General features: G+C 41.5%; 20 protein-coding genes, 3 tRNA genes and 1 other RNA gene. 17 read left to right on the top strand and 7 right to left on the bottom strand.

All coding sequences use genetic code 11. From position 1 onward, the window contains the following. Window position 1 precedes the first annotated feature (1 nt). From EDM53_RS04245 to EDM53_RS04220, 6 genes are all read left to right on the top strand, one after another. Entirely contained in the window at window positions 2-1,165 is a 1,164-nt protein-coding gene (locus EDM53_RS04245; protein ID WP_130122424.1) for a hypothetical protein, read from the top strand. A gap of 150 nt (window positions 1,166-1,315) precedes the next feature. Next, the gene (locus EDM53_RS04240) at window positions 1,316-2,506 is read left to right on the top strand and encodes a hypothetical protein (protein ID WP_130122423.1); all 1,191 of its coding nucleotides are present in this window, start codon (window positions 1,316-1,318) and stop codon (window positions 2,504-2,506) included. 54 nt (window positions 2,507-2,560) lie between these two features. Continuing rightward, an RNA gene (gene rnpB / locus EDM53_RS04235) (RNase P RNA component class A) lies at window positions 2,561-2,932 on the top strand. A 107-nt stretch (window positions 2,933-3,039) separates the two neighbouring features. Beyond that, a tRNA-Val gene (locus EDM53_RS04230) sits at window positions 3,040-3,115 on the top strand. A gap of 74 nt (window positions 3,116-3,189) precedes the next feature. Continuing rightward, a tRNA-Asp gene (locus EDM53_RS04225) sits at window positions 3,190-3,266 on the top strand. Between the two features lie 122 nt (window positions 3,267-3,388). After that, complete coding sequence (locus tag EDM53_RS04220) at window positions 3,389-3,871, top strand: YdcF family protein (protein ID WP_207215473.1); 483 nt, start codon at window positions 3,389-3,391, stop codon at window positions 3,869-3,871. Here the strand turns inward: EDM53_RS04220 and glyS are convergent. The 3 genes from glyS to alr all read right to left on the bottom strand — a co-directional run bounded on the left by glyS (window position 3,842) and on the right by alr (window position 7,659). After that, the gene (gene glyS, locus EDM53_RS04215; RefSeq protein ID WP_130122421.1) at window positions 3,842-5,410 is read right to left on the bottom strand and encodes a glycine--tRNA ligase subunit beta; all 1,569 of its coding nucleotides are present in this window, start codon (window positions 5,408-5,410) and stop codon (window positions 3,842-3,844) included. The genes EDM53_RS04220 and glyS overlap by 30 nt on opposite strands. Window positions 5,411-5,426: 16 nt before the next feature. Then, entirely contained in the window at window positions 5,427-6,218 is a 792-nt protein-coding gene (folP, locus tag EDM53_RS04210) for a dihydropteroate synthase (protein WP_130122420.1), read from the bottom strand. Window positions 6,219-6,567: 349 nt separating this feature from the next. Further along, window positions 6,568-7,659, bottom strand: coding sequence for an alanine racemase (gene alr / locus EDM53_RS04205; RefSeq protein WP_130122419.1), 1,092 nt, complete (start codon window positions 7,657-7,659; stop codon window positions 6,568-6,570). A 143-nt stretch (window positions 7,660-7,802) separates the two neighbouring features. Here alr and EDM53_RS04200 point away from each other — a divergent pair, with 143 nt between their 5' ends. The 3 genes from EDM53_RS04200 to EDM53_RS04190 all read left to right on the top strand — a co-directional run bounded on the left by EDM53_RS04200 (window position 7,803) and on the right by EDM53_RS04190 (window position 10,157). Then, entirely contained in the window at window positions 7,803-8,420 is a 618-nt protein-coding gene (locus EDM53_RS04200) for a hypothetical protein (RefSeq protein WP_130122418.1), read from the top strand. A 295-nt stretch (window positions 8,421-8,715) separates the two neighbouring features. Further along, window positions 8,716-8,801 (top strand) — tRNA-Leu (locus EDM53_RS04195). A gap of 33 nt (window positions 8,802-8,834) precedes the next feature. After that, window positions 8,835-10,157: an amino acid carrier protein gene (locus EDM53_RS04190; RefSeq protein ID WP_130122417.1), complete on the top strand. Its 1,323-nt coding sequence runs from the start codon at window positions 8,835-8,837 to the stop codon at window positions 10,155-10,157. 176 nt (window positions 10,158-10,333) lie between these two features. Here EDM53_RS04190 and mltG read toward each other — a convergent pair whose 3' ends face one another. The 4 genes from mltG to EDM53_RS04170 form a co-directional block, all read right to left on the bottom strand. Next, complete coding sequence (gene mltG / locus EDM53_RS04185; RefSeq protein ID WP_130122416.1) at window positions 10,334-11,320, bottom strand: endolytic transglycosylase MltG; 987 nt, start codon at window positions 11,318-11,320, stop codon at window positions 10,334-10,336. A 13-nt stretch (window positions 11,321-11,333) separates the two neighbouring features. Further along, on the bottom strand, window positions 11,334-12,614 hold the full coding sequence (gene fabF, locus EDM53_RS04180) for a beta-ketoacyl-ACP synthase II (protein ID WP_130122415.1): 1,281 nt from the start codon (window positions 12,612-12,614) through the stop codon (window positions 11,334-11,336). Between the two features lie 44 nt (window positions 12,615-12,658). Further along, window positions 12,659-12,901 (bottom strand): acyl carrier protein, encoded by a 243-nt coding sequence (locus tag EDM53_RS04175; protein ID WP_130122414.1) that lies wholly within the window; start codon window positions 12,899-12,901, stop codon window positions 12,659-12,661. A gap of 293 nt (window positions 12,902-13,194) precedes the next feature. Next, a complete protein-coding gene (locus EDM53_RS04170) occupies window positions 13,195-14,256 on the bottom strand; it encodes an Mrp/NBP35 family ATP-binding protein (protein ID WP_130122413.1) in 1,062 nt (353 codons plus the stop codon). Window positions 14,257-14,318: 62 nt separating this feature from the next. Between EDM53_RS04170 and hflK the strand changes: the two genes are divergently transcribed. The 8 genes from hflK (at window position 14,319) to EDM53_RS04130 (ending at window position 25,485) form a co-directional block, all read left to right on the top strand. Further along, complete coding sequence (hflK, locus tag EDM53_RS04165; protein ID WP_165379639.1) at window positions 14,319-15,548, top strand: FtsH protease activity modulator HflK; 1,230 nt, start codon at window positions 14,319-14,321, stop codon at window positions 15,546-15,548. Window positions 15,549-15,566: 18 nt separating this feature from the next. Beyond that, a complete protein-coding gene (gene hflC / locus EDM53_RS04160) occupies window positions 15,567-16,430 on the top strand; it encodes a protease modulator HflC (RefSeq protein WP_207215472.1) in 864 nt (287 codons plus the stop codon). Between the two features lie 44 nt (window positions 16,431-16,474). Further along, on the top strand, window positions 16,475-18,181 hold the full coding sequence (gene argS, locus EDM53_RS04155) for an arginine--tRNA ligase (protein WP_130122411.1): 1,707 nt from the start codon (window positions 16,475-16,477) through the stop codon (window positions 18,179-18,181). Between the two features lie 31 nt (window positions 18,182-18,212). Then, on the top strand, window positions 18,213-20,735 hold the full coding sequence (locus EDM53_RS04150) for an ATP-binding cassette domain-containing protein (protein WP_130122410.1): 2,523 nt from the start codon (window positions 18,213-18,215) through the stop codon (window positions 20,733-20,735). 5 nt (window positions 20,736-20,740) lie between these two features. Continuing rightward, complete coding sequence (gene truB / locus EDM53_RS04145; protein WP_130122409.1) at window positions 20,741-21,697, top strand: tRNA pseudouridine(55) synthase TruB; 957 nt, start codon at window positions 20,741-20,743, stop codon at window positions 21,695-21,697. 11 nt (window positions 21,698-21,708) lie between these two features. Next, window positions 21,709-21,978, top strand: a complete 270-nt coding sequence (rpsO, locus tag EDM53_RS04140; protein ID WP_130122408.1) for a 30S ribosomal protein S15 — start codon at window positions 21,709-21,711, stop codon at window positions 21,976-21,978. A 91-nt stretch (window positions 21,979-22,069) separates the two neighbouring features. Next, a complete protein-coding gene (pnp, locus tag EDM53_RS04135; RefSeq protein WP_130122407.1) occupies window positions 22,070-24,379 on the top strand; it encodes a polyribonucleotide nucleotidyltransferase in 2,310 nt (769 codons plus the stop codon). A gap of 95 nt (window positions 24,380-24,474) precedes the next feature. Next, window positions 24,475-25,485, top strand: a complete 1,011-nt coding sequence (locus EDM53_RS04130; protein WP_130122406.1) for an aspartate-semialdehyde dehydrogenase — start codon at window positions 24,475-24,477, stop codon at window positions 25,483-25,485. The last annotated feature ends 13 nt before the right edge of the window (window positions 25,486-25,498 follow it).

Below are 25,498 nucleotides of genomic sequence, written 5' to 3'. Positions count from 1 at the left end.
AATGGTAATGCGTCAGACATTAGAGTATATCCAAAGGAAGGAAGCGGAGATTGAGGCCGCAAGGCGTGCTGCAGAGCAACATCAACAAAGGCCACAAGAAGTCGTGGTGAAGGTAAATGCTGTGCCTCAGACCCAAGCGTCCAACACGCATAGTGTAAGAACTCAACACAACAAAGGCCCAGGTGAGCTTAGTGTTAAGAGTACAGGGGGCGGTGAACAAAGGGAGCAGGTGCATTATAGGCCTATGCCTTCTTCATTAGAACATCATGAGAAAAGCTTATGGCATAGAGTTGCAGATTATGTCAAAACGGATGATGTTAGTAAGATTCTTACGATTTTATATGGAGTGACAGCAACTGGAATTGTTGGGGTTATGAGCTTTACAGTATTATGGAGTTATTTGGAAGATCGAGCAAAGGAAGCGAAGGAAGTGAGACCTCAAAATGTTGTGAGGGACAATGAGCCTGCTAACCTTCAAGACCCTCACGATCAAGAGCCTCACAACGATGATGGTATGAATAATGGTGATAGAGGTGGACCTGAGATGCCGACATTGGATCGTAAGTTTGCTCCGGGTTTTAGTTTATTTGAACCCGGTTCCTTTGGTGCTCCTAGCTCTTTTCGTCCTATCGAGTTGAATACTGAAATGAGTGAGGGACATCCACTTCATACTTCAAGTGCACATGGGTTGATACCAAGATCTTATGAGGGAGCCACATATCAGAGTATACAGATGACGAAAGGTGGAGTGCTATACAATGTAGTTAACTACGGTGGTTTAAGTCCTAGGGGACATTCTTCAAGTCTATCATGGTATACTAAAGGTGCTCCAAAAACTGTAGACAGCGCCACCCAGACTACACACTATACAGGCAGCCTTTATTCCGATGATGGAAGCGTGTGTGTGATTACTGATGATATTGAATACAGTGAGAGTCTTGAGAATTTTGTATCAGATTCCCTTCAGACCTCAAGCGTGATAACAACAGAAGTAGGTCAGAAAACTATAGTAGCAACTACAAGCGCTTTACGTCATACTGATGATATATCCCCTACCTGCAAAGTCTTTGGTTGGAACACTGAAGGGTACGACAACAATGACGACAGTGGGCCAGGCGATCTATCACAAGGAATCACCCTTGAGTATGGAGGTGTTGAGATGTAGTGTTATACATAAATAGTTTGATGTTGTGCAAGTGGGTATGCATCCACTACAAAATGTGGTTGTTATCTACCACATAACCTGAAACTGTGGTTCACAAGTATATTAAAAAGTTAATCACATTAATGTTCATTTCAACAAGGAGGGCGAACAATGGTAATGGGGAAGACATTAGAGCAGATCCAAAGGAGGGAAGCAGAGATTCAGGCCGCAAGGCGTGCTGCAGAGCAACATCAACAAAGGCCACAAGAGGTCGTGGTGAAGGTGAATGCTGTGCCTCAGACCCAAGCGTCTAACACGCAGGATATAGGAACACAACACACAGTGCCTGGTAAATTTAGTATTAAGAGTACAGGGGGCCATGAACAAAGGGAGCAAGTGGATTATAGGCCTATGCCTTCCTCATTAAAACATCATGAGAAAAGCTTATGGCATAGAGTTGCAGATTATGTCAAAACGGATGACCTTAGTAAGGTTTTCACGATTTTATATGGAGTGACGGCAACTGGAATTATTGGCGTTATGAGCTTTACAGTGTTATGGGGTTATTTGAAAGAGGGGTCAAAGGAAGTGGAGCGAGGACGACTTAAAAACGTTCTGAAAGACAATAAAGAAACCCCAACTCCTGCACTTCACAATGATGAGGATTTTGATAATGGAATGCCTGAGATGCCTACATTGGATCGTAGGTTTACTGCGGGTTTTAGTGTGTTTGAACCCGGTTCCTTTGCTGCTTCTAGAACCAGCTCTTTTCGTCCTGTCGATTTAAATACCGAAGCGACAGAGGAGCAGATATATCCTACCTCAAGTTCAGCAGCCTTAGCTTATCGCTACACAGAGGATATGTGTAGAAGGATACAAGAGGAGAAAGAGGGGATGTTGTACAAGATAGTGAATTACATGGGCCTGAGTCCTAGAGGAGCTCCCACAAGTTCATCATGGCGTAGTGAGCGTACTGAAAGTACTGCCGCTCTAAAGACTCCAGCGATGAGGGTGCATACAGAGGAGAAAGAGGCCAGAAGCATAAATAGAATCAATTTCAGTATATTTGATGATGATGATAATTCACAGACCGAGCAATTGCTTGATCAAAATCGACGCGGTTCTGATCAAGACTCTATTTTTGGTAGTTCTTATACTGAAAGCGAGATAGGAGCGAAAATAGCAGAAGGCAAAGCAATTATGAAAGAAAACATGTATATAACCGATTCTGCTTACAATCTACCTCCAAACTGCAAAAGCTTAGACACCACTAACAGACTGGAAGATGATGAAAGAGACGGTGATGGTTTTGATGGGGGAACAGGAGGTGGTACAGCTCAAGGCATCACAGTGGACTGGTAGTGAATATAACAATTTATATTGCGCATGCTGACTATTTGATGTTATGTTGGCATCGGAGATGATTGGGTAGCTGCTGTAAAAGTTTTTTATAGAGGAAAGTCCGGGCTTCATGGAACTATGATGCTGAGTAACGCTCAGATAGAGTGATCTAATAGATAGTGCCACAGAAAATATACCGCCTTTTAAAGGTAAGGGTGAAAAGGTAAGGTAAGAGCTTACCGGGCCTCTAGCAATAGAGGCCGCATGGTAAACCTCATCAGAAGCAAGACCGTGCAATGCGTACCTATGACCGTATGGTCTAGGAGCTATGGTTTCAAGCCAAACGCATGGGTAGGTCGCATGAATTAAGTGGCAACACTTAATCAAGATGAATAGCTACCGTTGGTGATACCAACACAGAACCCGGCTTATAGATCATCTCCGCTGTAACACATCATCGGTGATATGTCTATTTCGCTTAGGGTGAGCCTACAGGGCGGAATTCCAAAATTGTGCTTGATCTTTGAAAGAAATAAAGATATTTCTAGTGGTTCGGGCGATTAGCTCAGCTGGTAGAGCATCTCGTTTACACCGAGAGGGTCGGCAGTTCGAATCTGTCATCGCCCACCAGTGCAAAAAGTAAGTGTATACCAATGCTATAAAGGCTTGCTTTTTATTTGCGCTGTTATATCTTGATGATACCAGGGGATGTAGCTCAGTTGGTTAGAGTGCTGGCCTGTCACGCCGGAGGTCGCGAGTTCGAGCCTCGTCATCCCCGCCATTGGTAACTCTGCCCCCCACTCATCTAAGGTTTTTAGATCAATGAAGCGCTTGGTACGATTATTTCTTCTGCTGTTCAGTCTGGTTGGCCTACTGCTAATAGGAGGGTTTCTATGCTTCCTCATGTACGTGCCAAAAACAGTATGCCAAACCCCAGAACTGATCGTTGTGTTGACAGGAGATAACAGACGTGTTGAAGAAGGCTTCAAATATGTTGCACAAAGAGACGCAAAAGCAATACTCATATCAGGTATAGGACATGGTGTGTCGCTTGGGGACTTTGAGAATCTTCAAAAGCGCTTCAATGTCGTGTCGTCTAAGGTATTCTTGGGAGGGTTGTCCCGTGACACCGTTGGAAACGCAATTGAGACGTCAGCCTTTATGAAGCTTCACAGCTATACCAGGGTCTGTGTAGTAACATCCTCGTATCACATACCAAGAAGCAGTATGGTTTTCCAGAAGGTGATGCCACATAACACTGTAGGTTTTATTGAAGTTGTGGACAACTTTCACAATAGGAAATACCAGTACGTCAAAAAGCGATTCGTAGAGTATGTAAAGCTTATGATAACTCTTCTACAAAGCTTCGTTGATCATACGTTCTAGTATGAAATTGACAACATCTTCCCTGATACCAAATAGATGAAAATCAAGCTCTATGTCTATGTTTAACCCGTTGGCTTTTATAATTCTAATCACCCCATTTGCAGCCCTTCTCAAAGCAAATGGATCCTTAGAACCCGTAGGTTTAATGCCAATGCTAAACATCTTGTTGAGAGTATCAAGTTTATCCGCCATAGCCGCAAGGACAGATAACGGTCTGCTAGGGGTCGTGTCACCAGCTCCGTTTGGCTTGTAGTGCTCACGAATTGCGATCGCTATATCTTCCTCTTCACCGTTGTATAAGGCACAGTAGTATCCTATGATACCTTGTAACTCGGGAAATTCTCTAACAGTCTCTGTAGTCAGATCAGCTTTCATTAGCTCTATTGTACGGTCCAGTTTGTCTATTGGAATGTCATAGCAGTCAGTCCCTTCGGAAAGAAACTGAAGCAGTTTGCTTGCTATGGTTTTTATGCTAGCAATTTTATCATAAACACTCCCTAGCTCGCTATGAAATAACACTTTCCTTAAGTCGAGCACACGTTCTTCTAGTTTCATCTCTCTGTCATTTGTAAATAAAAACAGTGCGTCGTATAATCTGGCCTCCAAGACGCTTTGATTGCCCTCTATAATCTCCTTACCTCCATTGACTCCTGGAATGTTGGAGACTATAACAAAGTAAGGAGCCAAACGACCAGATCTATCACGTAGCATTATGTATCTTTGATGATTTCTTAAAGTGGTAATCAACAACTCCTCAGGTAATACCATGAATCTAGAGTTGATCTCACCTAAGTACAACACAGGATACTCTACTAAATTGACAATCTCACTAAGTAATTGCTGATCTTCCACGGGTGTGAAGATCTCTCCTATCGTTTGAGATTGTTTAAGAATTATATCTCTTCTCTCTTCCTGAGAAAGGATAACATTGTGCTGTTTTAATAGGGCTGCGTAGTCATCTACATTAGCACTTTGTACAGTCTGAAGCCCCTCAGACAAAAACCTATGACCACGAGTTGTGTTACCAGCTGTCAAATGTCCAAAGCGTACCTCTATTACATCTTTGTTGAGTAGACATAGTATGGAGCGTAATGGCCTGATCCATTTAATGTCATAATCGCCCCATCTCATCGATTTAGGCCATGTGAGCTCATTTAATGCCTCTTCAATAGATTCCTGTAAAAGAGCTTTGAGATTTTTCTGTTCGCGAGGTAAATGGTAGAAGTAAAAGCCATCCCTCACTTCAAGGTCCAGGTGTCTGGTAATGTTATATTTTTTCATGAAGCCTGTAATGGCAGTCGGTGCTGCTTCAATTCTGGGGCCTCTAATTTCTTCCGACTCACTCGTGTTTGATTCAGGTATGTCTCTGAAATATACCACAATCCTCACTGGTGTGAAGTAAACCTCAGGGGGTGTAATCACGTTCTGAAGTTTTTCGGAAATGTTTTTAGCGATTGAAGAGGCCAGTTGCCTAGCGCCACTTTCTATCATTATAGCGGGCATCTCCTCAGAAAACAGTTCTAATAACAACTCGTTCATATTATTGCTTTTCTATCTATTGCTTACGTAGTTCCTGCATTGTCGCGAATGCACGATTGTGCCATTCCACATTGTGTACTCTGACATAATCCACGTTATTATCAAGCAAATATAATGATGCCACGACTGTTTCTAAATCTCGTTCTATAGGTGGAAGGTCCGTAATCATCTCTAAAAATGATTTTCTAGAATGACCTACAAGCACTTCCGTACCGAATTTTTTGAACAGTCGAATGTTTCTCAAAACCTCAAATGATTGCGAGGCGTTAGTGGCAAAGCCTATGCCCGGATCTATAATGATTTGATCTAATGAGATACCTCTTTTGATGCATTCATCCAACTTTTCTTCAAATTTTTCCTCTATTTCTTGTACTTTCTTGACCCTCACCGATTTATCTGCAGGTAAGACAAGGCTATACATCAATACATACTTGACGTGCTTGTGTTGAGCAATAAGGTCTAGCATGTTTGAATCCCTACCAAACGAGACATCGTTGATGTAGCCTACACCAAAGTCAATCGCTTTTTGAGCACTCTTCCAATGAAATGTGTCTATGCTGATATCAGGAAGGCGATTTGTACCATACACATTCCGATATGAGGTTAAAGCCGCGCCTAGTTTGCTCCATTCTTCATCATGATCGAGGAGCTGTGCGCCATAAGCTGTAGAAGTGCCACCTATGTCTACTATGTTTGCTCCACTGGCAAATAGGTGCTCTAACCTTTTCATAGCCTCGATTGTGTCAAGATAGAGTCCGCCATCTGAAAACGAATTGTGAGTAATGTTCAAAATGCCAACGATTTTCATAGCGCACTTCCGATATTGAAGTAATTTACATCTAGTTACAAGGGCAGGGCTGCCCTCTCTTTAGGATTATCAGCGTGGGAGGAATATGAGATGGGCCCGAGCAGACTGTTCCTTGAGATACCTCGACTAACCAACAGTCGCGTTTTATATCAGATCTTTGATATCTGTCTAGTTTGATCTCAAGTTGGTGGAGTATTAATTCCTGTTGCCGCGTTAGAGCTTATACCAAATCTCATTTTTAAATGATTCAAAACGGATTTTGTGAAACTCGGCTCTGCGCACGTATTTCAATACGCTTACGCAGCCTCATCCTCAAATCCATTTGCCTGATTTAATCTGAAATTTGGTATTATGTATGGCTCCACAGAAATTTTACCCTATTTTGTACTCCTGTAAGTATTTCCCAGACTGTACTAGAGGTGTAAGCAGCTATTCGTTCTACAGGCAAGCCTTCACCCCAAAGTATTGCTGGATCGCCTATCGAGCAGTTACCATTACATCGTCTCAGATCCACCGCTATCATATCCATTGACACCGCGCCAACTACAGAGCATTCAATCCCATTGATCAAAATAGGTGTCCCATCCTTCGCCGCCCCTGGATAACCATCACCATAACCAAAAGCTATGATTCCTACCATCATGTCCTCAGGGCATTTGTACCTTGCCCCGTAACCAATAGTTGACCCCTTTTTGAGCATTTGTATCGATATTATTGCAGTTTGTACGGTCATCACAGGTTTCAGACCCAAGCTACTAGCATCTACACCTGGAATAGGGGAGGCGCCATATAGCATGATTCCTGGTCTTACATAGTCGTAATGGCAGTTTGAAAAGTGTAATAATCCTGCAGAATTGCATATGCTCCACTCCGCTTCCTTGAGCACGTGTTGGAGAGCTTGAAAGGTTAGGAGCTGCTCTTGGTTGAGCGGGTGATCTAGATCGCTAGCACAAGCGAAGTGTGACATAACCTTGATAGGTTTTGCTATGTTGTGATGCTCAGACAATACTTCGTAGTACTTCTTAGCTTCATCCACCGCCACTCCAAGTCTACACATTCCCGTGTTCACCTTCAGCCATGCAAATATTGGTGCTGGCAAAAATACCTTTTTCAGCATGTCAACCTGAACACCGCTGTGAAAGACAACGTGAAATCCTTCCGTGGCCGCAAGCAATAATTCGCTACGGTCAAAGACCCCTTCAGTTAGTAAAATTGGCGCTTTTACTCCTATCTTTCTTAGCGCCATCGCTTCATCGATCGATGCAACACCAAAGATGTCTGCGTATTTATCAAGTTTGGAAGCGACCGAGCGAATGCCATGCCCGTAAGCATTAGCCTTAACCATCGCTACAATTTTGACAGGGTCTACCTTTGTCTTGATGACGTCTAAGTTGTGTATCAAGTTGCCAGCAGATAGTATGGCTATGGCAGGACGAGTCATATTGTTATTGCATTGATAAAGCTACTAGGGATTTTACTAGAGGCCATGGTGTATGTATATAGTAAATTCTTTGTTGATGTTTGAGAGAATATTGTGTATAATGCGCAATATTACTACTTAAATCAATTAATAATATAATATTTATGACACATTTTGATCAAAAAGTGACTGAGATAAAGAAGGCGTTGACAGCCTTTAAGGTAACTGCAGATCGGTATTGTTTTGATAACTTTTTGCCGTTTGATATGCTGGGTATGCGTATTGGCATCAATCATAATATGGACTTCCTAACAAGATGTGAGCATCTCCAGAAAGTGGTTTATAGACACTTTAAATTTGGAATGGTAGAGCCTGTAAGCTTTTTCTTTGCAGAGGGGGCTGTGTTACAATACTCATTGTTTACTTTTGTTTTGGAACGATTAGAGTGTAATGCATATAACGTGTTGGATGAAGTTTCTGTCTTTGTACATCTATGTCAAGGGACATTTCCGGAGAGATACGGTGGAACCCCTGGAGAAGATAATGTGGAGTTCCAGCGTATACCAATCGCACAGTGTATACTTCTCTGTGGAAAGATCATAGAGTATAGTCCTCCATGGAAAGCAGTACATAGTTTGTTTGCATACACTGTATTGCAAGACATATACATGGAAGAGCAAACTCCATCACAAGGAATATACAATGAAGCTCTTAGAGAAGATAATGTGGAGTTGCCTCCAGCAGAAGGGCATGTATCTCTAGAAGGTGCGGCTGAGTTATAAGTCCATCAGTGTGGATATTCGTGTTGGAGTGCAGGTCTCAATCCCTGTACGATTTCTGTTTTTTGTCCACCCAAAAGGATTAGAATGAAAAGAATTCGGGCAAAAGTTGTCTGTTAAGTTGTTGGCAAAGGTGAATGGATGCGCGTTTTTGCGGAAATGACAAAAAGTTTCGCGCAAGCTCTTTTTAGGAATTTATCGCACGAAATGGCAGCAGTTCATTTCTTGTACATTTTTGTGACGATCTTAAGAAAATGATTGAATTATAGGTGCAGCTATTGTAAATCACTAGCTTGGCGCCCGTGTGATGGAATGGTAGACATAACGGACTTAAAATCCGTGGGGAGCAATCCCTTGCCGGTTCAAGTCCGGCCACGGGTACCATTTTGTGCTAACAAATTTATCAAATCGTTTCTTATGAATGCTCTCTTTGATGTGTTGACCGTTCTAGATGATATCTACTGGTCCTACGTGGGCTTCTCCATAGTCATTTTAGCCGGTATTTTCTTTACCATCAAATGCAAAGGTTTTCAGTTTAAGGTCCTGATGGCACCAGTGAGAACGATGAAAGAACTATACGAGTCAGCACAGGGACAAGAACATGGTACCAACCCATTCAAGCTTTACTTCGCTTCAATAGGAGGAATGATAGGTTTAGGTAACATGGTTGCAGTTGTCGCTGCACAGTTAATAGGTGGCCCAGGAGCACTGCTTTGGATGTGGATCGCTGTGTTCTTTGGTATGATCATTAAGTACTCAGAGATCTACTTGGGTGTACGCTACCGCGTAAAAAATGAAAGCGGCGGCTTTGATGGTGGACCAATGTACTATTTGAAAGCAGCCTTCCCTAAGGGTTATCTCGGGAAACTCTTGCCAGTCTTGGCTGCCGTGTTTTTGTGCATTTATGGAGTTGAGATCTACCAATTTGTAGTGATAGTTGACACGATCACAGAGGTGTTTGAAGTGGAGCGTCTCGTGGTAGTAATCGTTTTGTTGTCCGCCACAATCTACACAGGGTTTGGTGGAGTCAATCGCCTTGCTAATATCTGTAGCGTTTTAATGCCAGTGTTCATGGTTATGTACATATTTATGTGTATGTGGGTGATCATTGAAAATGCTTGGCAATTACCCGGTATCATATTCCTGGTGTTTAAGTCTGCATTTACCGGAATGGCACCATTAGGCGCATTTGTTGGAAGCACTATGTTGCTTGCTGCTCAGCAAGGTATCTCTCGTGCTGTGTACTCCGGAGATATAGGCATCGGTTATGATTCAACGATTCAAAGTGAGACGCGCTCTAATCGACCAGAGAGGCAAGCACGTATTGCAGTATTTGGACTATTAGGTGATGCACTATTCTCTACAATGACCATCTTGTCAGTTCTCGTGACAGGTTTGGTATGGAATGCAGAAGGTTTAAAAGCTTCTCAGTATATCGCTACCGCACTCGCTACGGTCTTTCCATACGTCAAGTTTTTTATGGTGCTGTTCTTTTTTTTCGCAGGGTGGACAACCATCATTGGATATGTTGTTGTAGGCACTAAGTGCGCTAGATTTCTTGCTCCAAAGTATGGCAAGACTATATATCTAGTGTTTGCAACGATCATGTTCCTCACCTTCTCTTACGCAGACCAAAGCCATGTATATCTGATCATGAGCCTTTCTGGAGGTGCTTTGGTAGTCCTAAACGTGATAGGGCTGTTAAAGCTTAGAAATCAAATCAAGTTTGGTTGGCACTAAGAGGGCAGTTTCTAGGGGTATATCTTCTACTTTGTCATGGTTTGACAGTCAGATTATGCAAAAGTCGTCTGTTAAGTTGTTGGGAAAGGCAAATGGATTCCTGTTTTTGCGTGAAATGACAAAAGGTGGGAGCCGAAATGGCAAAGGAGGAGGTGCGTGGAGTGATAAAGGAGGATTTAACCTGAAACTTGGTATTGCCCTTTTCTGTAGTTTCTTACGTTTGTTAAATGCTCCAAGTACGTGGTGCCAAAGCTATGTCCTGCATCGCTGTTTTTAACAAAGTATAGTTCCTTTCCATCCGTTGGGTGAAGTACCGCTTTGATTGATGCGAGCCCTGGGTTGGCTATAGGTGTAGGAGGCAAACCCTTGTTTAGATAAGTATTGTACGGTGATACGTACTTGAGATCCTGCCGTTTTAGCTCACCGTCCAGTGTATGTCCTCCAAGGCTCAAGGCATATATAACTGTTGGATCCGCCTGTAGTGGCATACCTATCGTCAACCTATTTAAGTATACTCTCGCAATTCTAGGACGTTCCGATTCCAAACTCGCTTCCTTTTCAACTATAGATGCTAAAATGATTAGCTCGTAGTTGGAGCGTAGGGGTGTAGGTAATGAAGTCTGCGAAGACAGATCATCAAGATGTTTTGACATTAAATTTTTCATCTGTTTCAATAGCTGTTCTTTTGTAGTCCCATTTTTGTAAAAATACGTGGCAGGAAATAAAGATCCTTCACCATACTTGCTTATATCGATCTCTCCCGTCAATTTATCCGTACTGTTAAGCAGATCATAAATTTGCGCATTCGTATACCCCTCTGGAATGGTAAGCTTGTATCTGATGACATCCCCATACATTAGTTTCTTAATCACATCCATTAGTGTAGAGCCTTTTTCAAAGAGATACTCACCAGATAGTAAGTGATTGCCCAGAAACGAATGAAGATGCGAAACGATAAAAAACATCACCTGATCTTCGATAACTTCTGTGGCGTAAAGTATGCGTCCAATTTCACTTTTTGAAACTTTGTGGGGAATGACTACAACTTTGTCGTTCTGTGTGTGAGGTTTGATATATACGTAATAATACGAGTAAGATATCAAACAGATAGATAGGCAAATTTTTAGTACAAACAACGTGACAAAAAGTCTGTTCAATCTCATGTAGATCGGTGCGTTAGATCCTTCTAAATATTAGACTAGCATTTGTTCCTCCAAAACCGAAGGAATTAGAAAGTGCGATCTCCACTTTGCGTTGCTTTGCCTGATGCCTGACTAGGTCAATGTCGCAACCATCAGATGGATTATCTAAATTCAGTGTTGGAGGTACTATACCCTCCTGCATAGCTAATATTGAGAAAATCGCCTCAACACTACCAGCAGCTCCAAGTAAATGCCCAGTGGCTGATTTCGTTGAAGACATAGACAGTTTATATGCTGCATCAAGAAACAATGCCTTCACCGCGTTCAACTCGATCATGTCCCCTATTTGAGTGGACGTGCCATGGGCATTGATGTAGTCTATATCATCTGTGTTGAGCCTTGCTTGCTCTAACGCCATTTTCATAGCAGATAATGCTCCGGTACCTTCTGGAGAAGGCGCGGTCATATGATATGCATCGCAGCTTACACCATATCCTACAAGCTCAGCGTATATCCTTGCACCTCTTTTCTTGGCATGTTCATATTCCTCAAGCACCAATACACCAGCCCCTTCGCCCATTACAAAGCCGTCCCTGTCTCTATCCCATGGTCTGGAGGCCTGATGTGGAGAATGATTGAAGTTTGTGGAAAGAGAGCGGCAGGCATTAAATCCAACTATGCCTAATCTACAGATAGCTCCTTCGCTTCCTCCCGCAATCATCACATCAGCGTAACCATCCTTATCTCCATAACCATAGGCTATCATTCTTGCGGCGTCACCTATCGCGTGCGCTCCAGATGAACATGCAGTTGCTACAGAGTGATTTGGTCCTTTAAAGCCATATTTCATGGCTATGTGACCAGCGGCAAGATTAATTAATGAGGATGGTATAAAAAATGGTGTAACCTTGTTTGGTCCTCTTTCAAATAGGACCTTTGCATTCTCTTCTATGAGCGTGAGTCCTCCAATTCCAGAACCTATGAAAACTCCTGTTCTGTTTTGAGAGGCTTCAGAAGATGGATTCCACCCAGCATCTTCAATTGCTTGTGATGCGGCCGCGATGGCAAGATGCATGAATCTGTCCATCTTACGTAAATCCTTGGTGCTGATGTACTTGCTGAGATCTAAACCATCCTGAGTTGTGCTATCAGGAATTATTCCTGCTATTTGAGTCGCAAGATCAGATGTGTCAAAAAGTGTCTCAGGAATGCGATCAACGCCAGATTCACCAGCAATCAAGCGAGACCATGAGCCCCGAACAGATGCACCAAGCGGTGTCACCAAGCCTACTCCTGTTATTACTACGCGTCTCATGAAAATATGATCAATAGCGATACGTACAAAAATGAGAGAGGAATCTAAACCTTCTCTACTTGTTGTTTGATGTAGTCAATAGCATCCTGTACTTTTACTATCTTCTCCGCAATGTTGTCCGGGATTTCAATGTTGAACTCATCTTCAAACGCCATGACTAACTCAACTTGATCGAGACTATCCGCGCCTAAATCGTCGCTAAACTTTGCGCTGATCTTAACTTTAGAAGTATCTATGTCTAGGTGTTCTGCAACTAACTTGACTACTCTAGTTTCGATATCACTCATATGTTCTCCCTTAAAGATTAATAATAAGAAAAATGTTTACTTGCTATAAACAAGTGCAGTGTTTAGTTTGATACGTGTAGATGCAATCATACAAATAAAAATCAACAAGTCAATCAACAAGAGATTGTAAAGTGATATTTGTGACATAAAAAGATTGCACAAGGAGCCAATTTACCTCAATTAATGTATATTTGTTCTGATAGCGACAGAAATGTCTCATAAAAACCAGATTAACGCTTTTTTTGACATCAAAGTTAAAGATATTGGAGCCTCCGTAGCCTCGGTCATAATATTTATAATATGTGTTTGCTGGCTACTGCTTCCGCTATTTTTACAAAGTAATCCCCAATTTTGTTGTTATCAAGAGTAATTGGCATACCAATGTCCGATTGTTCTCTTATCTTTGGTTCTATCGGTATTTTTCCAAGTAGTGGTACTCCCAGTTCTTTTGCTAGTTTTGTTCCACCATCCTGCCCAAATATATAAACAACATTGGTGGATGCAGTATTGTGAAAATAACTCATGTTTTCTACGATACCTATTGTTGGAACGGTCATTTTGTTTAACATGTCATAGGTCTTCTTTGCTTCTTGTAAAGCCACCGTTTGAGGTGTGGTAACGATCACTACTCCTTCTATACCGTAGTTGTTAATCAAGCTGAGATGTATATCCCCTGTGCCTGGCGGTGTGTCGATGATTAAACAATCGACATCTTGTCCATCACATGTCCAATTTGTCATCGTCAGTAAATTGTGAACCGCCTTTGTTAACATCGGTCCGCGCCAAAGCGTTGCTACATCTGGTGCCCCAAAAAAGCCCATAGACATCAGTTTGATATCATGCATTATCACAGGCAACATGAGATTGTTTTGATATATCGGTGGACCGAAAGAGTTAAACATTAGCTGTATAGACGGTCCTGATATGTCAGCATCTAGTAAAGCTATTTTGTATCCCATTTTCTTTAATGCAACAGATAGATTGGCTGAAACAGTCGACTTGCCAACCCCACCCTTACCGGATGCCACCAAAATTATCCTTTTAATTCCCTGTACAGTTGATCGAACATGGGATTGAGGTTTTGTGTTGGTGCGAGCTTCTTTACTGGTTGTGCTAAGTATGATTTTGACGTTGTTAATGCCTGCGTTGCTTAGAGCGGTATAGCATTGTTTTATTAAAGTCTGTTTTTCAGATATTTCTGCCTCTGTTGACAAAGCCTCGTACTCAAGTGTGAAGCAAATCTGATTATTTTTAGTCACAATCTCAGGTATGTAAGTAATGACAGACTCGTTTGTAGTTGGATCTATTATGTTCCTGAGGTTGCTTAAAATAATTTCTTTTGTAGTTTGGGACATTAACTTGCTATAAGTAATTTAGTAAGGTATGGTGAATTACCAATATACATATAAACAACTTTTTGGCAAAAGTAATTATGTCAGATTTTCATAATCCCTGGAGCGACAAAGGGCGCAGTAACGATTCCTCTAATAAAAGTGGTCTTGATCAGCTAATAAAAAAAAGCCAAAGTAAGGTGGCGAACTTCATTAATGCAAAAAGAAAGGTGTTTGAAAGCGGTCCCGACATGGGAGGTAGAGCAAGTTTATCTGCCCCTCCAAAAAAGTTTTATGTTGGAGCCGCATTGGTTTTGTTTATAACTTGGCTGTGTACAGGTTTTTATACGGTACAGCCAGATGAAGAAGGAGTTGTGCTGCGGTTTGGGAGTTATAGCAGAACATCTGTACCTGGTCTTAACTACAAATTGCCTGGTCCGATTGAGAGCGTTATTAAAGTAAGCGTGACGAGGGTCAACAGGGAAATTATAGGATTTCGATCTACAAGCGCTGATAATCCTAGCATCATTTTTCTGAGATCTAGCAGTAACGCTCAGCAGGACACAAATAAGATACAAAGCGTTCCAGAAGAAAGTCAAATGCTGACAGGAGATCAAAATATCGTAGATATCAAGTTAGAGGTACAGTGGCGTATTACAAATGCTAAAGACTACCTGTTTAACTTTAGAGATCTGTCCACGGAAAATACCGTTAAAAGCTGTGCGGAAAGTGCTATGCGCGAAGTTATAGGTGTGCACAGCATATCCAGTGTGTTGGCTGATGGACGCTTTCAAATAGAGCAGCAGGCAAAGCAGCTGTTGCAAAGCATTTTGGATAGCTACCAGATCGGTATTCATGTGGATAGGCTACAGATGCTGGCTGTGCAGCCACCACCTGAGGTGATAGATGCGTATCGCGATGTTCAGTCTGCTAAAGCTGACAAAGAAAAGATCATAAACGAGGCAGAAGCTTATAGAAATGCTGTGATCCCAGAAGCTAGGGGTCAGGCTCAACAATTTATTGAAGAAGCCGAAGGATATAAACAGCAGGTCGTGGCCAATGCAAAGGGAGAAGCAAGCCGATTTGTATCCGTGTACCAGCAGTATCAGAAGTCCAAGGAAATCACTAGAAAGAGAATGTACTTGGAAGCAATGGAAAAAATCTTGTTTGGTGTTAATAAGATTATTATAGACAATAAGATTTCTGGCAATACGGTTCCATATCTCTCCTTACAGGAGCTTATGAAGCAGAAAAATCAAGATGCCCCTCAGCTGAATGTTATGAGTGGTGTCAGAAATAAGGTGGATTCGAAATAATTTTGTAATGGTCAATATATGTTGAGATTATACATCATTCTTATACCTTTTGTTCTTTTGTTGGTTAACTCGGTGTATGTGGTTGATCAGCGTCAAATTGCTTTGGTTGTCCAGTTTGGTGAACCTGTAAATCAGGAAGTCACTCCTGGACTGAAGGTAAAATTACCGTTTGTACAGCAAGTGTTTTTCTTTGATAAAAGAATAGAAAATTTGAGATCTGATACAAGTGAGGTGATAGCTTCAGATCAAAAAACTATGAGAGTCGACGCATTTGGTAAATACAAGATAGTTGACGCTTTGAAGTTTTATCAAACTGTGCAAAATGAGGATAAGTTTAAAGCCAGACTTGCTCCGATATTAGACTCAAGTCTCAGACAAGTTCTTGGTAGTATGCCCTTTAAAAGCTTACTAACTCCGGAAAGAGCCATAATCATGAGAAAAATTAGAGATCTTGTGAACAAGGAAAGTGAAAGTTTTGGAGTAGAAGTAGTGGACGTCAGAATCATGAGGGCAGATCTTCCTGAAAAAAGTAGAGAGGCAGTGTACAGAAGAATGAAAACTGAGCGCGAAAAGGAAGCAAAAGAAATTAGAGCACAAGGTGCTGAAGAAGCCCAGATAATCAATGCTAAGGCTGATAAAGATAAAGTTGTGATACTTGCCGATGCTCAAAAAGAAGCTCAGATATTGAAAGGTCAAGGGGATGCTGAAGCTATTAAAGTTTTCTCAGAAGCTTTCAGTAGGGATCCTGAGTTTTATGAGTTCTATAGGACACTTGAGGCTTATAAAAAAACGATAGATAGAAATAATACGACTCTTGTAATAAGTCCGAACAATGAGTTTATGAAGTACTTGAGCCCAAGATCCTCTGCCATCAAGGAGTGATTATGCATCTTTCTGTGCAAGCCTGTTGTCGTGGTTAAGAGCAAATGGACATTTTAAAGTCTTTGAGTGAGAAAATCGTACAAACAGTACGAAGAACTTTAAATACAGACGCTGAATTCCCAGTCAATGTAGTTGAATTTCCCAAAAACCAGTCCTATGGAGAGCTGTCGACAAACATAGCTATGCTGTGTGCAAAAACTAAAAACGAGGCTGCAATTGACATTGCAAAAACTTTGGCCAATGAAATATCAAAGTTTGACGAGGTCCAAAATGTCACAGTTGTAGCTCCAGGTTTCATCAATATGGTTTTTGTACCATCGTTCTGGCAAGGGTTGGTCAGTAACGTTGTAAAGATGGGGGATGGGTATGGCAGGTCTAGCATAGGCAGTGGAAGTACTGTGAACATTGAGTTTGTGTCAGTCAATCCAACTGGCCCAATGCATGTCGGCCACTCTAGGGGTGCGATATATGGTGACGCTTTGTCAAGACTCTTGCAGTTTATCGGCTTCAAAGTCGTAAAAGAGTACTACATCAATGATGCTGGAAACCAGGTCAAGTTACTAACGGAATCATTGTGGGTAAGGTACCTCCAAGCTCTTGGAGACAATGTGGATTTAAAAGATGAGCACTATCCAGGCCAATATCTTGTAGATGTTGCTAAAGAGCTATTGGGTCAGTATGGTCCTGCATTGAAGGAAATGGAAGAATGGGAAAGGTTCAAAATAGTACGAAGGTTTGCTATTGACAGCATGATGGCTTTGATTAAAAGAGACATAGCTGCACTTGGTGTGACCTACGATCTTTTCACCTCCGAGCAGGATGATATACTGGATTCTGGTATGGAAAGGGAGGCATTTGCCTTATTGCAAGAAAAAGGGCTTATATACCGAGGTATACTAGGAGCTCCTAAAGGTAAATTACCAGAGGAGTGGGAGCCGAGAGAACAGGATCTTTTTAGATCAACATCCTTTGGTGATGACGTTGATAGGCCTCTGAAGAGAAGCGATGGAACTTTTACGTATTTCGCAGGCGACATAGCGTATCACCTGCACAAGCTGAAGAGGAAGTATGACAGACTGATAGTCATACTAGGTGCAGACCACTTTGGATACGTAAAGCGCCTAAAATCCGCTGTAAATGCTCTGAGTGGAGGGGCTATTGAACTGGAGGTAAAGCTTTATCAGTACGTGAATTTGTTGAAATCAGGTGAGCCTTTCAAGATGTCAAAGCGTGCTGGAATATTTATTGGTGTTGCAGACGTGTTGGCAGAAGTTGATAAGGATATACTGCGGTTTGTTATGTTAAGCAGAAAAAGCGATACTATGCTTGATTTTGACTTCGTAAAAGTACAGGAGCAGACAAAGGATAATCCGGTATTTTACGTCCAATATGCACATACTAGAGCTTGCTCAATATTGAGAAAAGCTAATGTGGATTTTGAGGTATTTAAATCAGAGCTGCTTAAAGAAGAAATGGAAATAGGTGTGATTAAGCACCTTGCGCTATTTCCTAGAGTGATAGAGTCTGCTGCATTATTGTATGAACCGCATAGGCTGATTTTTTATCTTGAAGAGTTGGCACATAAGTTTCACATGTTGTGGAACAGTGGTATAGAGTCGGAAAGATTACGCTTTATTATTGACAGTGATCAGCAGCTAACAAAGGCAAGGCTGGGATTAGTCAAGGCATTGCAGTCTGTCTTGTCAAGCGGTCTCTCACTGCTTGGTATCAAAGCTTTAGACAGAATGTAGTCAAAATAGAATTTGATCAAAGGGTAGCAACATGGTCACACAAAAACTGAAAGAATATATTGAAAGTAACGGCGACCATTTTGTAGTGCCATTAGCTACTGGTGCTGCTGGATGGGTAGGTTTTGGCTTGCCTGGCTTCGTAGCTGGTGTCACAGCTGGTGTTATAGACGAGGCGCTGTTAAAGTCAAACTACACCAGTAGTTATTATGTTGCTCCTATTGTTCAAGGATGTTCGTCATTTGCAACCTTAACAACCTCTTGGGCGGTGATGGGGATAGGTGGAATACTAAATTTGGCGTTTTCAGAAATGGTAGACAGAAAATATCAACAATATGCAAACCAAGTAGCCCTTGTGTCACAAACAAGCTTGTATGGGCTATATGTATTTGGTTGGAAAGGAGCAGTTGTTAGTGTGTCCGCTGTAAGCGTTGAGGAAATGCTCATACAACAGCAGTTTTACAGTGCACGTTATGTATCCACTGCTGCAGCATGTGTTGCGATTACACATTTGTTGAAGGATAAGCTGATAAACGTGATGGGTAAGCTGCTATCACAAGATTCAAAGCTTCAGATTGTACATGCTGCGATTACACGTTTAGATGAGATCGCTCCGTACTCCTTAGAAGTGATAGCAAGTCTTGTGGCTTTCACTAGAGCTTATAACAGCATAGAAGTACAGCCTATCACAATCTTGCAATTGCAAAATCAGACGATGGACATTTACACAAAGTTGGGAGAAGGAGAAGAATATGTCAGTTTGTTGAAAAAGCAATCTGTGGCTAGTGCAGGCCTATCGGTATTGCAACAGTATTTCTTCTTTAAGTTTATGGGATCGCGTCAAAAGCAAGCCGAGGGCTTCTATGGTGACGTAAAGAATAGGATGGTGTGGGATGACTTTAAGTTTGCTATGTGGGAGGTTTCTAAAGGCCTAATGGGCTTAGTATTTGTAAGGGAAGGGCTGGTAGCTCCTTTTGAAGCCTACTTCAGCTTTAAATTGCAGCACAGTCTCTATGATGGTATAACACAGAAGTGGCTGGTAGGGGAAATCCCTTTGAAAATGTTACAGGAAGGAAGCATAGAGGTGTTAATAGATAATATCAATACCGACATCATGACTGTAACGAATGCAGGCGAAATGTTAAGAAAAACATTCTTCGGTGAGTTGATGAAATCGACATATGGTCAGTATGTGATGTACCAACACAATGCTCAAGACGTAATTGTGATGTACCAGCTATATTATTATCTTACACAATATTTATCAGAAAAGTTAGCTAGCCCCATGCTATTATATAATAATATCATAAGGGAACTAGACACCAAGAAAAATATCATTTTAAAGCACGATTTAAGAAATGTCGAGACCGTTGTAGAGCGAAATGGCTTTGTTTACAGTAGTCAACTCTTAAAAGAAATTAACGATGAAGTGAGAAGTGTTGCTACAAAGCTTTTGTTGGTGACTAACGTTTACAATACGTGGAAGGAAGTAGAATTATATGTAGATGCAATTTTTACTTGCTTTGTAATAGCTGCGAAAGTTAGAGTTGGGGAAATTATGCCAGATTTACGGCTCAAGATATGGGGAGCTACCGATAGTATTTCATATTTCATGGGTTGGAAAGGAAAAAACAGCGTTGCTATACAGGAAGTGACGAGTGCTTTAAACCGCTTAAACACTTTTATAGATAAAGTAAAGGTCATAGAAGGATTCGTCGTACCGAATTTTGAACGTGTAGAGCATCAGGGGAAAGAACTGGTGTTAGAAAATTTGAGGCTGTTTGTGGGAGATTTAGACCTCTTTTATGCAGAGCACATAAGCTTATCGCCTGGATATTATGCATTAACAGGTCCTTCAGGATCCGGTAAAAGTAGTCTACTGGCAAAGATCAAAGGCATTATGTACAACGGCATCAGCGCTACCGGAAGCATTAAATATCCCAAAGGTTCCTTGTCAGACGACTCAAATAATATTGTGTTCATGTCTCAGTCTGATTTTTTCCCTCCTAACACAACACTTTTGCAGGCAATCGCTTATCCATCACAAATCTCTTCTGATCAATTTTCTGCCGCATACAACAATGTGTTGCGTATGTTGAAAATTCTGGACCTGTGTAACGAAGACAAAATAGGCAATCAAAAGTGTGACATAACGGAGTTTATGAACACAGCTCAGGATTGGGGAAGTGTCTTGAGTGGAGGCCAAAAGAAAAAGGTGCTGTTGATATCCGCTTTGGTGCAAAATGCAACTTTCCTGTTACTAGATGAGCCGTTTACAGGGTTGCATAAAGAGGCTGTACAGATAATGCAAACGTTCATCAATGGATTTTTGATGGGCAGAGATATGTTTGTAATATGTGTTGATCATCACTCTTCTCAAAGTAAAGATTTTTACAAATTTGAGCTTTATATTCAAAACAAAACGTTAAATCTAAGGAAATTCGGTGAAGTTTCTGATAATAAAGAGCATGTCTACGAGGGATATCACGATGACTCCCATCAAAGTTTACCAAATAACCCTCTGGAAGACATTGAATCGAGTCCTGTTCTAGACTAGAAGCTATGACAATCGACAGTTGGTTATTGTTGGATAAACAGCCAGGTATCACATCGTCTCAAGCTACGTTGGCAGTAAAAAGCATGTTAAAAAAATGCGGCGTATCTGACTCAAAGGTTGGGCATGCTGGTACCTTGGACAAGTTCGCATCAGGGCTCTTGTTAGTAGGAATAGGACAGGCAGTCAAGACTGTCGAATACGCTATGAATGGTGCGAAGGTTTATGAGTTCACTGTCACATGGGGTGAATCACGTGATACTGTAGATACAGAAGGTAAGGTCATCGAGACATCACCTCACAGACCATCCAAAAATGAAATTCAAGAGGTGATGAGACAATTTGAAGGTGATATACAACAGTCTCCACCCCAGTATTCTGCAATTAAAATAGGTGGTAAAAGAGCTTCAGAACTTGCAAGAAAGAATGTTGCGTTTTCTATAGCACCTAGAACTGTTACAGTATTTAGTTTGAAGCTAACAAATGTGACTCCTGATTCTGCATCATTCTTGCTAAAATGTAGCAAAGGTTTTTATGTCCGGTCTTTGGCTCTGGATATGGCGATAAAGCTGAACACGTGTGGTTACGTTTCGTCATTAAGAAGGTTGAGTATTGGTAATTTTTGTGTTGACGATGCGATTTCGCTGGATCAACTAAAGTTTTTAGTGCATAATGACTCCGACTTGGTGCATGGCTGTAGTTCTACTAAAGTTATCTTAAGTAGGTTATTAAAGCCATATATGCGCCCGCTAGCTTCTGTGCTTGACGGCATCTTAGTGCAGGAGATAAGTGGAGCTGAAGCTCAAAGGTTAAGAATGGGGCAACCCATTTCTAACAAGTTGGGAAGCTCTTCTGTAGGAAGTGAAGTTGCTGTGTTGCATGCTTCACAGCTGGTCGCCTTGTGCGGGTCTAGTGATGGACTGCTGCTCAAGCCAAAGCGTGTTTTTAACTATTTAACTATATAATGAGCGTTGTGATGTCGATTACTAAGGAAAATAAAAAACAGGTTATTGAAACTTTTGCTCTCGCTGCAGGAGATACTGGGTCCGTTGAAGTACAAGTGGCAGTTCTTTCGTCAAGAATACTCACGTTGACTGAACATTTTAAACTTAATCCTAAGGATTTTCAGTCTAGAAAGGGTCTATTGGTTCTTGTGAACAGAAGAAGAAAGCTGCTATCTTATCTCAAGAGAAAAGAAGAGAAAAGATATCAGGCTTTGATAGCTCGTTTAGGGTTAAGAAAGTAGCTGACTTGTATAAAGTTAATGTCAATAAGTAAATTTCAATGCATGTCGTGCACTCTTTTTGTGTTCCGTGTATTTTATTAGAGGTAAATGAATGTTTAAAATATGTACTAAAAGTATTGATTGGGCCGGAAAAGTTCTAAAATTAGAGACTGGTAAAATCGCGCGTCAATCTACTGCTGCAGTAGAGGTTTCTATGGGGGATACTGTGGTGCTTTGTACTGTAGTTGTTGATAAAGAACCTAAAGATGGAATAGACTTCTTTCCTCTGACTGTAAATTACCAAGAGAGATTTTATGCAGCTGGTAAAATTCCAGGTGGCTTTAATAAGCGTGAAAGTAAACCTTCCGAACACGAGGTGTTGACCTCACGGGTTATAGATAGGCCAATACGCCCCTTGTTTCCAGACGGTTTTACAAATGAAGTGCAGGTGATATGCACAGTGCTCTCTTACGATAAAGACCATAACGCAGATATACTGGCAATGATAGGGGCGTCTGCTGCGTTGACTATATCTGGTGTTCCGTTCTTAGGACCAATTGCCGGTGCACGTGTTGGGTATAAGAATGGGCAGTATATGCTCAATCCATCTCCTGTAGATTTAGAGGAAAGTCAACTTGAATTGCTAGTTGCAGGTACCATAGATTCTATTTTAATGGTCGAGTCTTCTGCAAAGGAATTATCGGAAGATCTGATGTTGGAAGCCGTTATGTTTGGGCATCAGCACTTTGTCCCTGTTATCGAAATGATAAAAGAGTTTGCAAAAGAAGTGCATGTAGAAGGACATGCGTTTCAACTCTTTGATAACACAGAGGCAACAGAGCTTGTAGAAAAGTTAGTCAAGGAAGAGCTGGGCCACGCTATTACCGATACCAATAAGGCAAAACGTCAAGAGAAGATAAAGTCCTTGAGAACTAAAGCGGTAGAACAACTTGCTGCAGAGCACTCCATATCAGAAGTGTCCAGCAAAAAGGCGTTTCACGATTTAGAGAAGAAAATGGTCAGGCATCACGTTGTCAGCAAAGGAAAAAGGCTAGACGGCAGAGAAGCGTCTGAGATACGTGATATAACATCCGAAGTAGCTATACTACCTAAAGTACATGGCTCCGCTCTGTTTACGAGAGGTAATACTCAAGCATTGTGTGTGTTGACTCTAGGCAGTGTTGATGACGAACAGATGGTCGATAATATCAAGGGCTTGTCTTCTGATAGATTCATGTTGCACTACAATTTTCCTCCGTACAGTGTTGGTGAGATTGGTATTCTTAGAGCGCCTGGAAGACGTGAGATAGGACACGGTAAGTTGGCCTTAAGAGCCATATCTGGTGTTTTACCTACGAAAGAGGTGTTTCCTTATACGATCAGAGTAGTGTCTGAGATTACCGAATCATACGGTTCTTCCTCTATGGCCACTGTTTGTGGAACTTCTTTGGCCTTGATGGATGGAGGAGTACCTATCAGCGCACCTGTTGCTGGTATTGCAATGGGCCTTATCAAAGAAGGAGAGAAATTTTATATATTGTCTGATATTACCGGTAGTGAGGACCACTTAGGTGATATGGACTTTAAAGTTGCAGGTACCTCAGCTGGTGTCACTGCGCTGCAAATGGATATCAAAATTACTGGCGTTGATAGGGACATGATCAAACAAGCCTTGTATCAAGCAAAAGATGGAAGAATACACATCTTAAGTAAGATGTGTGCCGTGCTTGAGAGCCCTAGACAGGAACTAAATCCAAATGCACCGCGTCTGATCACTATTAAGATCAATAAAGAACAGATTCGTGATGTTATAGGAGCAGGTGGTAAGGTGATTCGTGATATCTGCGAAAAAAGCAATACCAAGATCAACATAGATGATGACGGTACTGTTAATATAGCATGCATAACAGAGGAAGAAGGAGCAATCGCTCTAAGTATGATTCAAAATATTACTACAGTGCCTAAGGCCGGTGAGTTTTATGAGGGTATCGTAATCAAACTGATGGAATTTGGTGCTATAGTCAAATTTTTGGGAAGTCAAGAGGGTTTCCTACACATCTCAGAGTTAAGTTCTGAGAGAGTTGAAACTATTTCTGATGTTTTGACCGAAGGACAAGCTGTTAAGGTTCAGATACTATCTGTAGAAGGTAACCGTATTAAGCTTACTTTAAGAGAAGATGGAGGAAAACGGAACTATATTCCACAGAAGCATAAAGAAGGTAGGTTCGAACGAAGGGGAGATAGAGCGGACAGAAGCGATAGAGGAGATAGTGGTAACAGATTCCGGAATTCTAAGTACAAAGAACGTGGACCAAGAATGGATGATAACCAAAGATCCGATAGCAGATCCGATAGCAGAAGAGAAAATCGTGATGAGAAAGAACCAAGAGACGGCTTCAGAAAGAAAAAAAGGTTTTTCTAAGTTTGTCTCTTTACGTTTAAGTTGAGTGTGGATCATCGCATCGGCGTTAAAGTGAAGAGCAAATGTGAAGATTTACAAATTGTTGGAGTATTGCTATGTCTTATAAAGTAGCTGTAGTAGGTGCTACCGGGAACGTGGGCCGTGAGATGCTTAAGAGCCTCGCGGACAGGTCGTTTCCTGTATCCGATGTTGTCGCGCTTGCTTCTAAAAAATCCTCAGGAAAGAAGGTTAGCTTTGGAGATGAGGTGATACAGGTACAGGACCTGAATGAGTACGACTTCCAAGGAACGGACATAGCACTGTTCTCAGCAGGGGGAGAAGTATCATCCCACTACGCCCCAATAGCAGCGGATGCTGGGTGCGTGGTGATTGATAACTCTTCACACTTTAGAATGGATCTAGATGTACCTCTAGTCGTGCCAGAGGTAAATCACAAAGACATATCATATTTTTACCGCAAAAATATTATAGCCAATCCCAACTGCTCAACTATACAGTTGGTGATGGCTTTAAAGCCACTGCACGATTTGGCTCTGATAAAAAGAGTCGTGGTATCGACTTATCAGTCTGTATCAGGCGCAGGGAAAGATGCAATGGATGAGCTGTATAACCAGACAAAAGCGAAATACATGAACAGCAATATACCGCCTCAAAAGTTTACAAAGCGTATTGCGTTCAACTTAATTCCTCACATTGATGTCTTTATGGAAGACAATTATACAAAGGAGGAGTGGAAGATGCGTGTCGAAGTGAAGAAAATACTTGATCCACAGATTGAACTGTCTGCAACTTGCGTCCGCGTACCAGTGTTTATAGGACATTCTGAAGCTGTCAATATTGAATTTGAGAAGGAGATCACGCCATTGGATGCAACAGCCTGCTTGCGAAAAGCAGAAGGTATTGTTGTTGTGGATGAGCCAAAGTCTAACTCGTATATTACTCCAGCAGAATGTGTTGGAGAAGATGCTGTATACGTCTCAAGGATTAGAAGAGACGACACGATAAAACATGGTATCAATATGTGGATCGTAAGCGATAATTTGAAGAAAGGAGCCGCTTTAAATGCTGTACAAATTGCAGAAGTACTTGTAAAAAAGTATTTATAGGGACTTTTGAGAT

The sequence above is a fragment of the Rickettsiales endosymbiont of Peranema trichophorum genome (assembly GCF_004210275.1).
Lineage (GTDB): Bacteria > Pseudomonadota > Alphaproteobacteria > Rickettsiales > Midichloriaceae > RICK02.
This window is presented reverse-complemented; position numbering and strand designations above follow the sequence as displayed.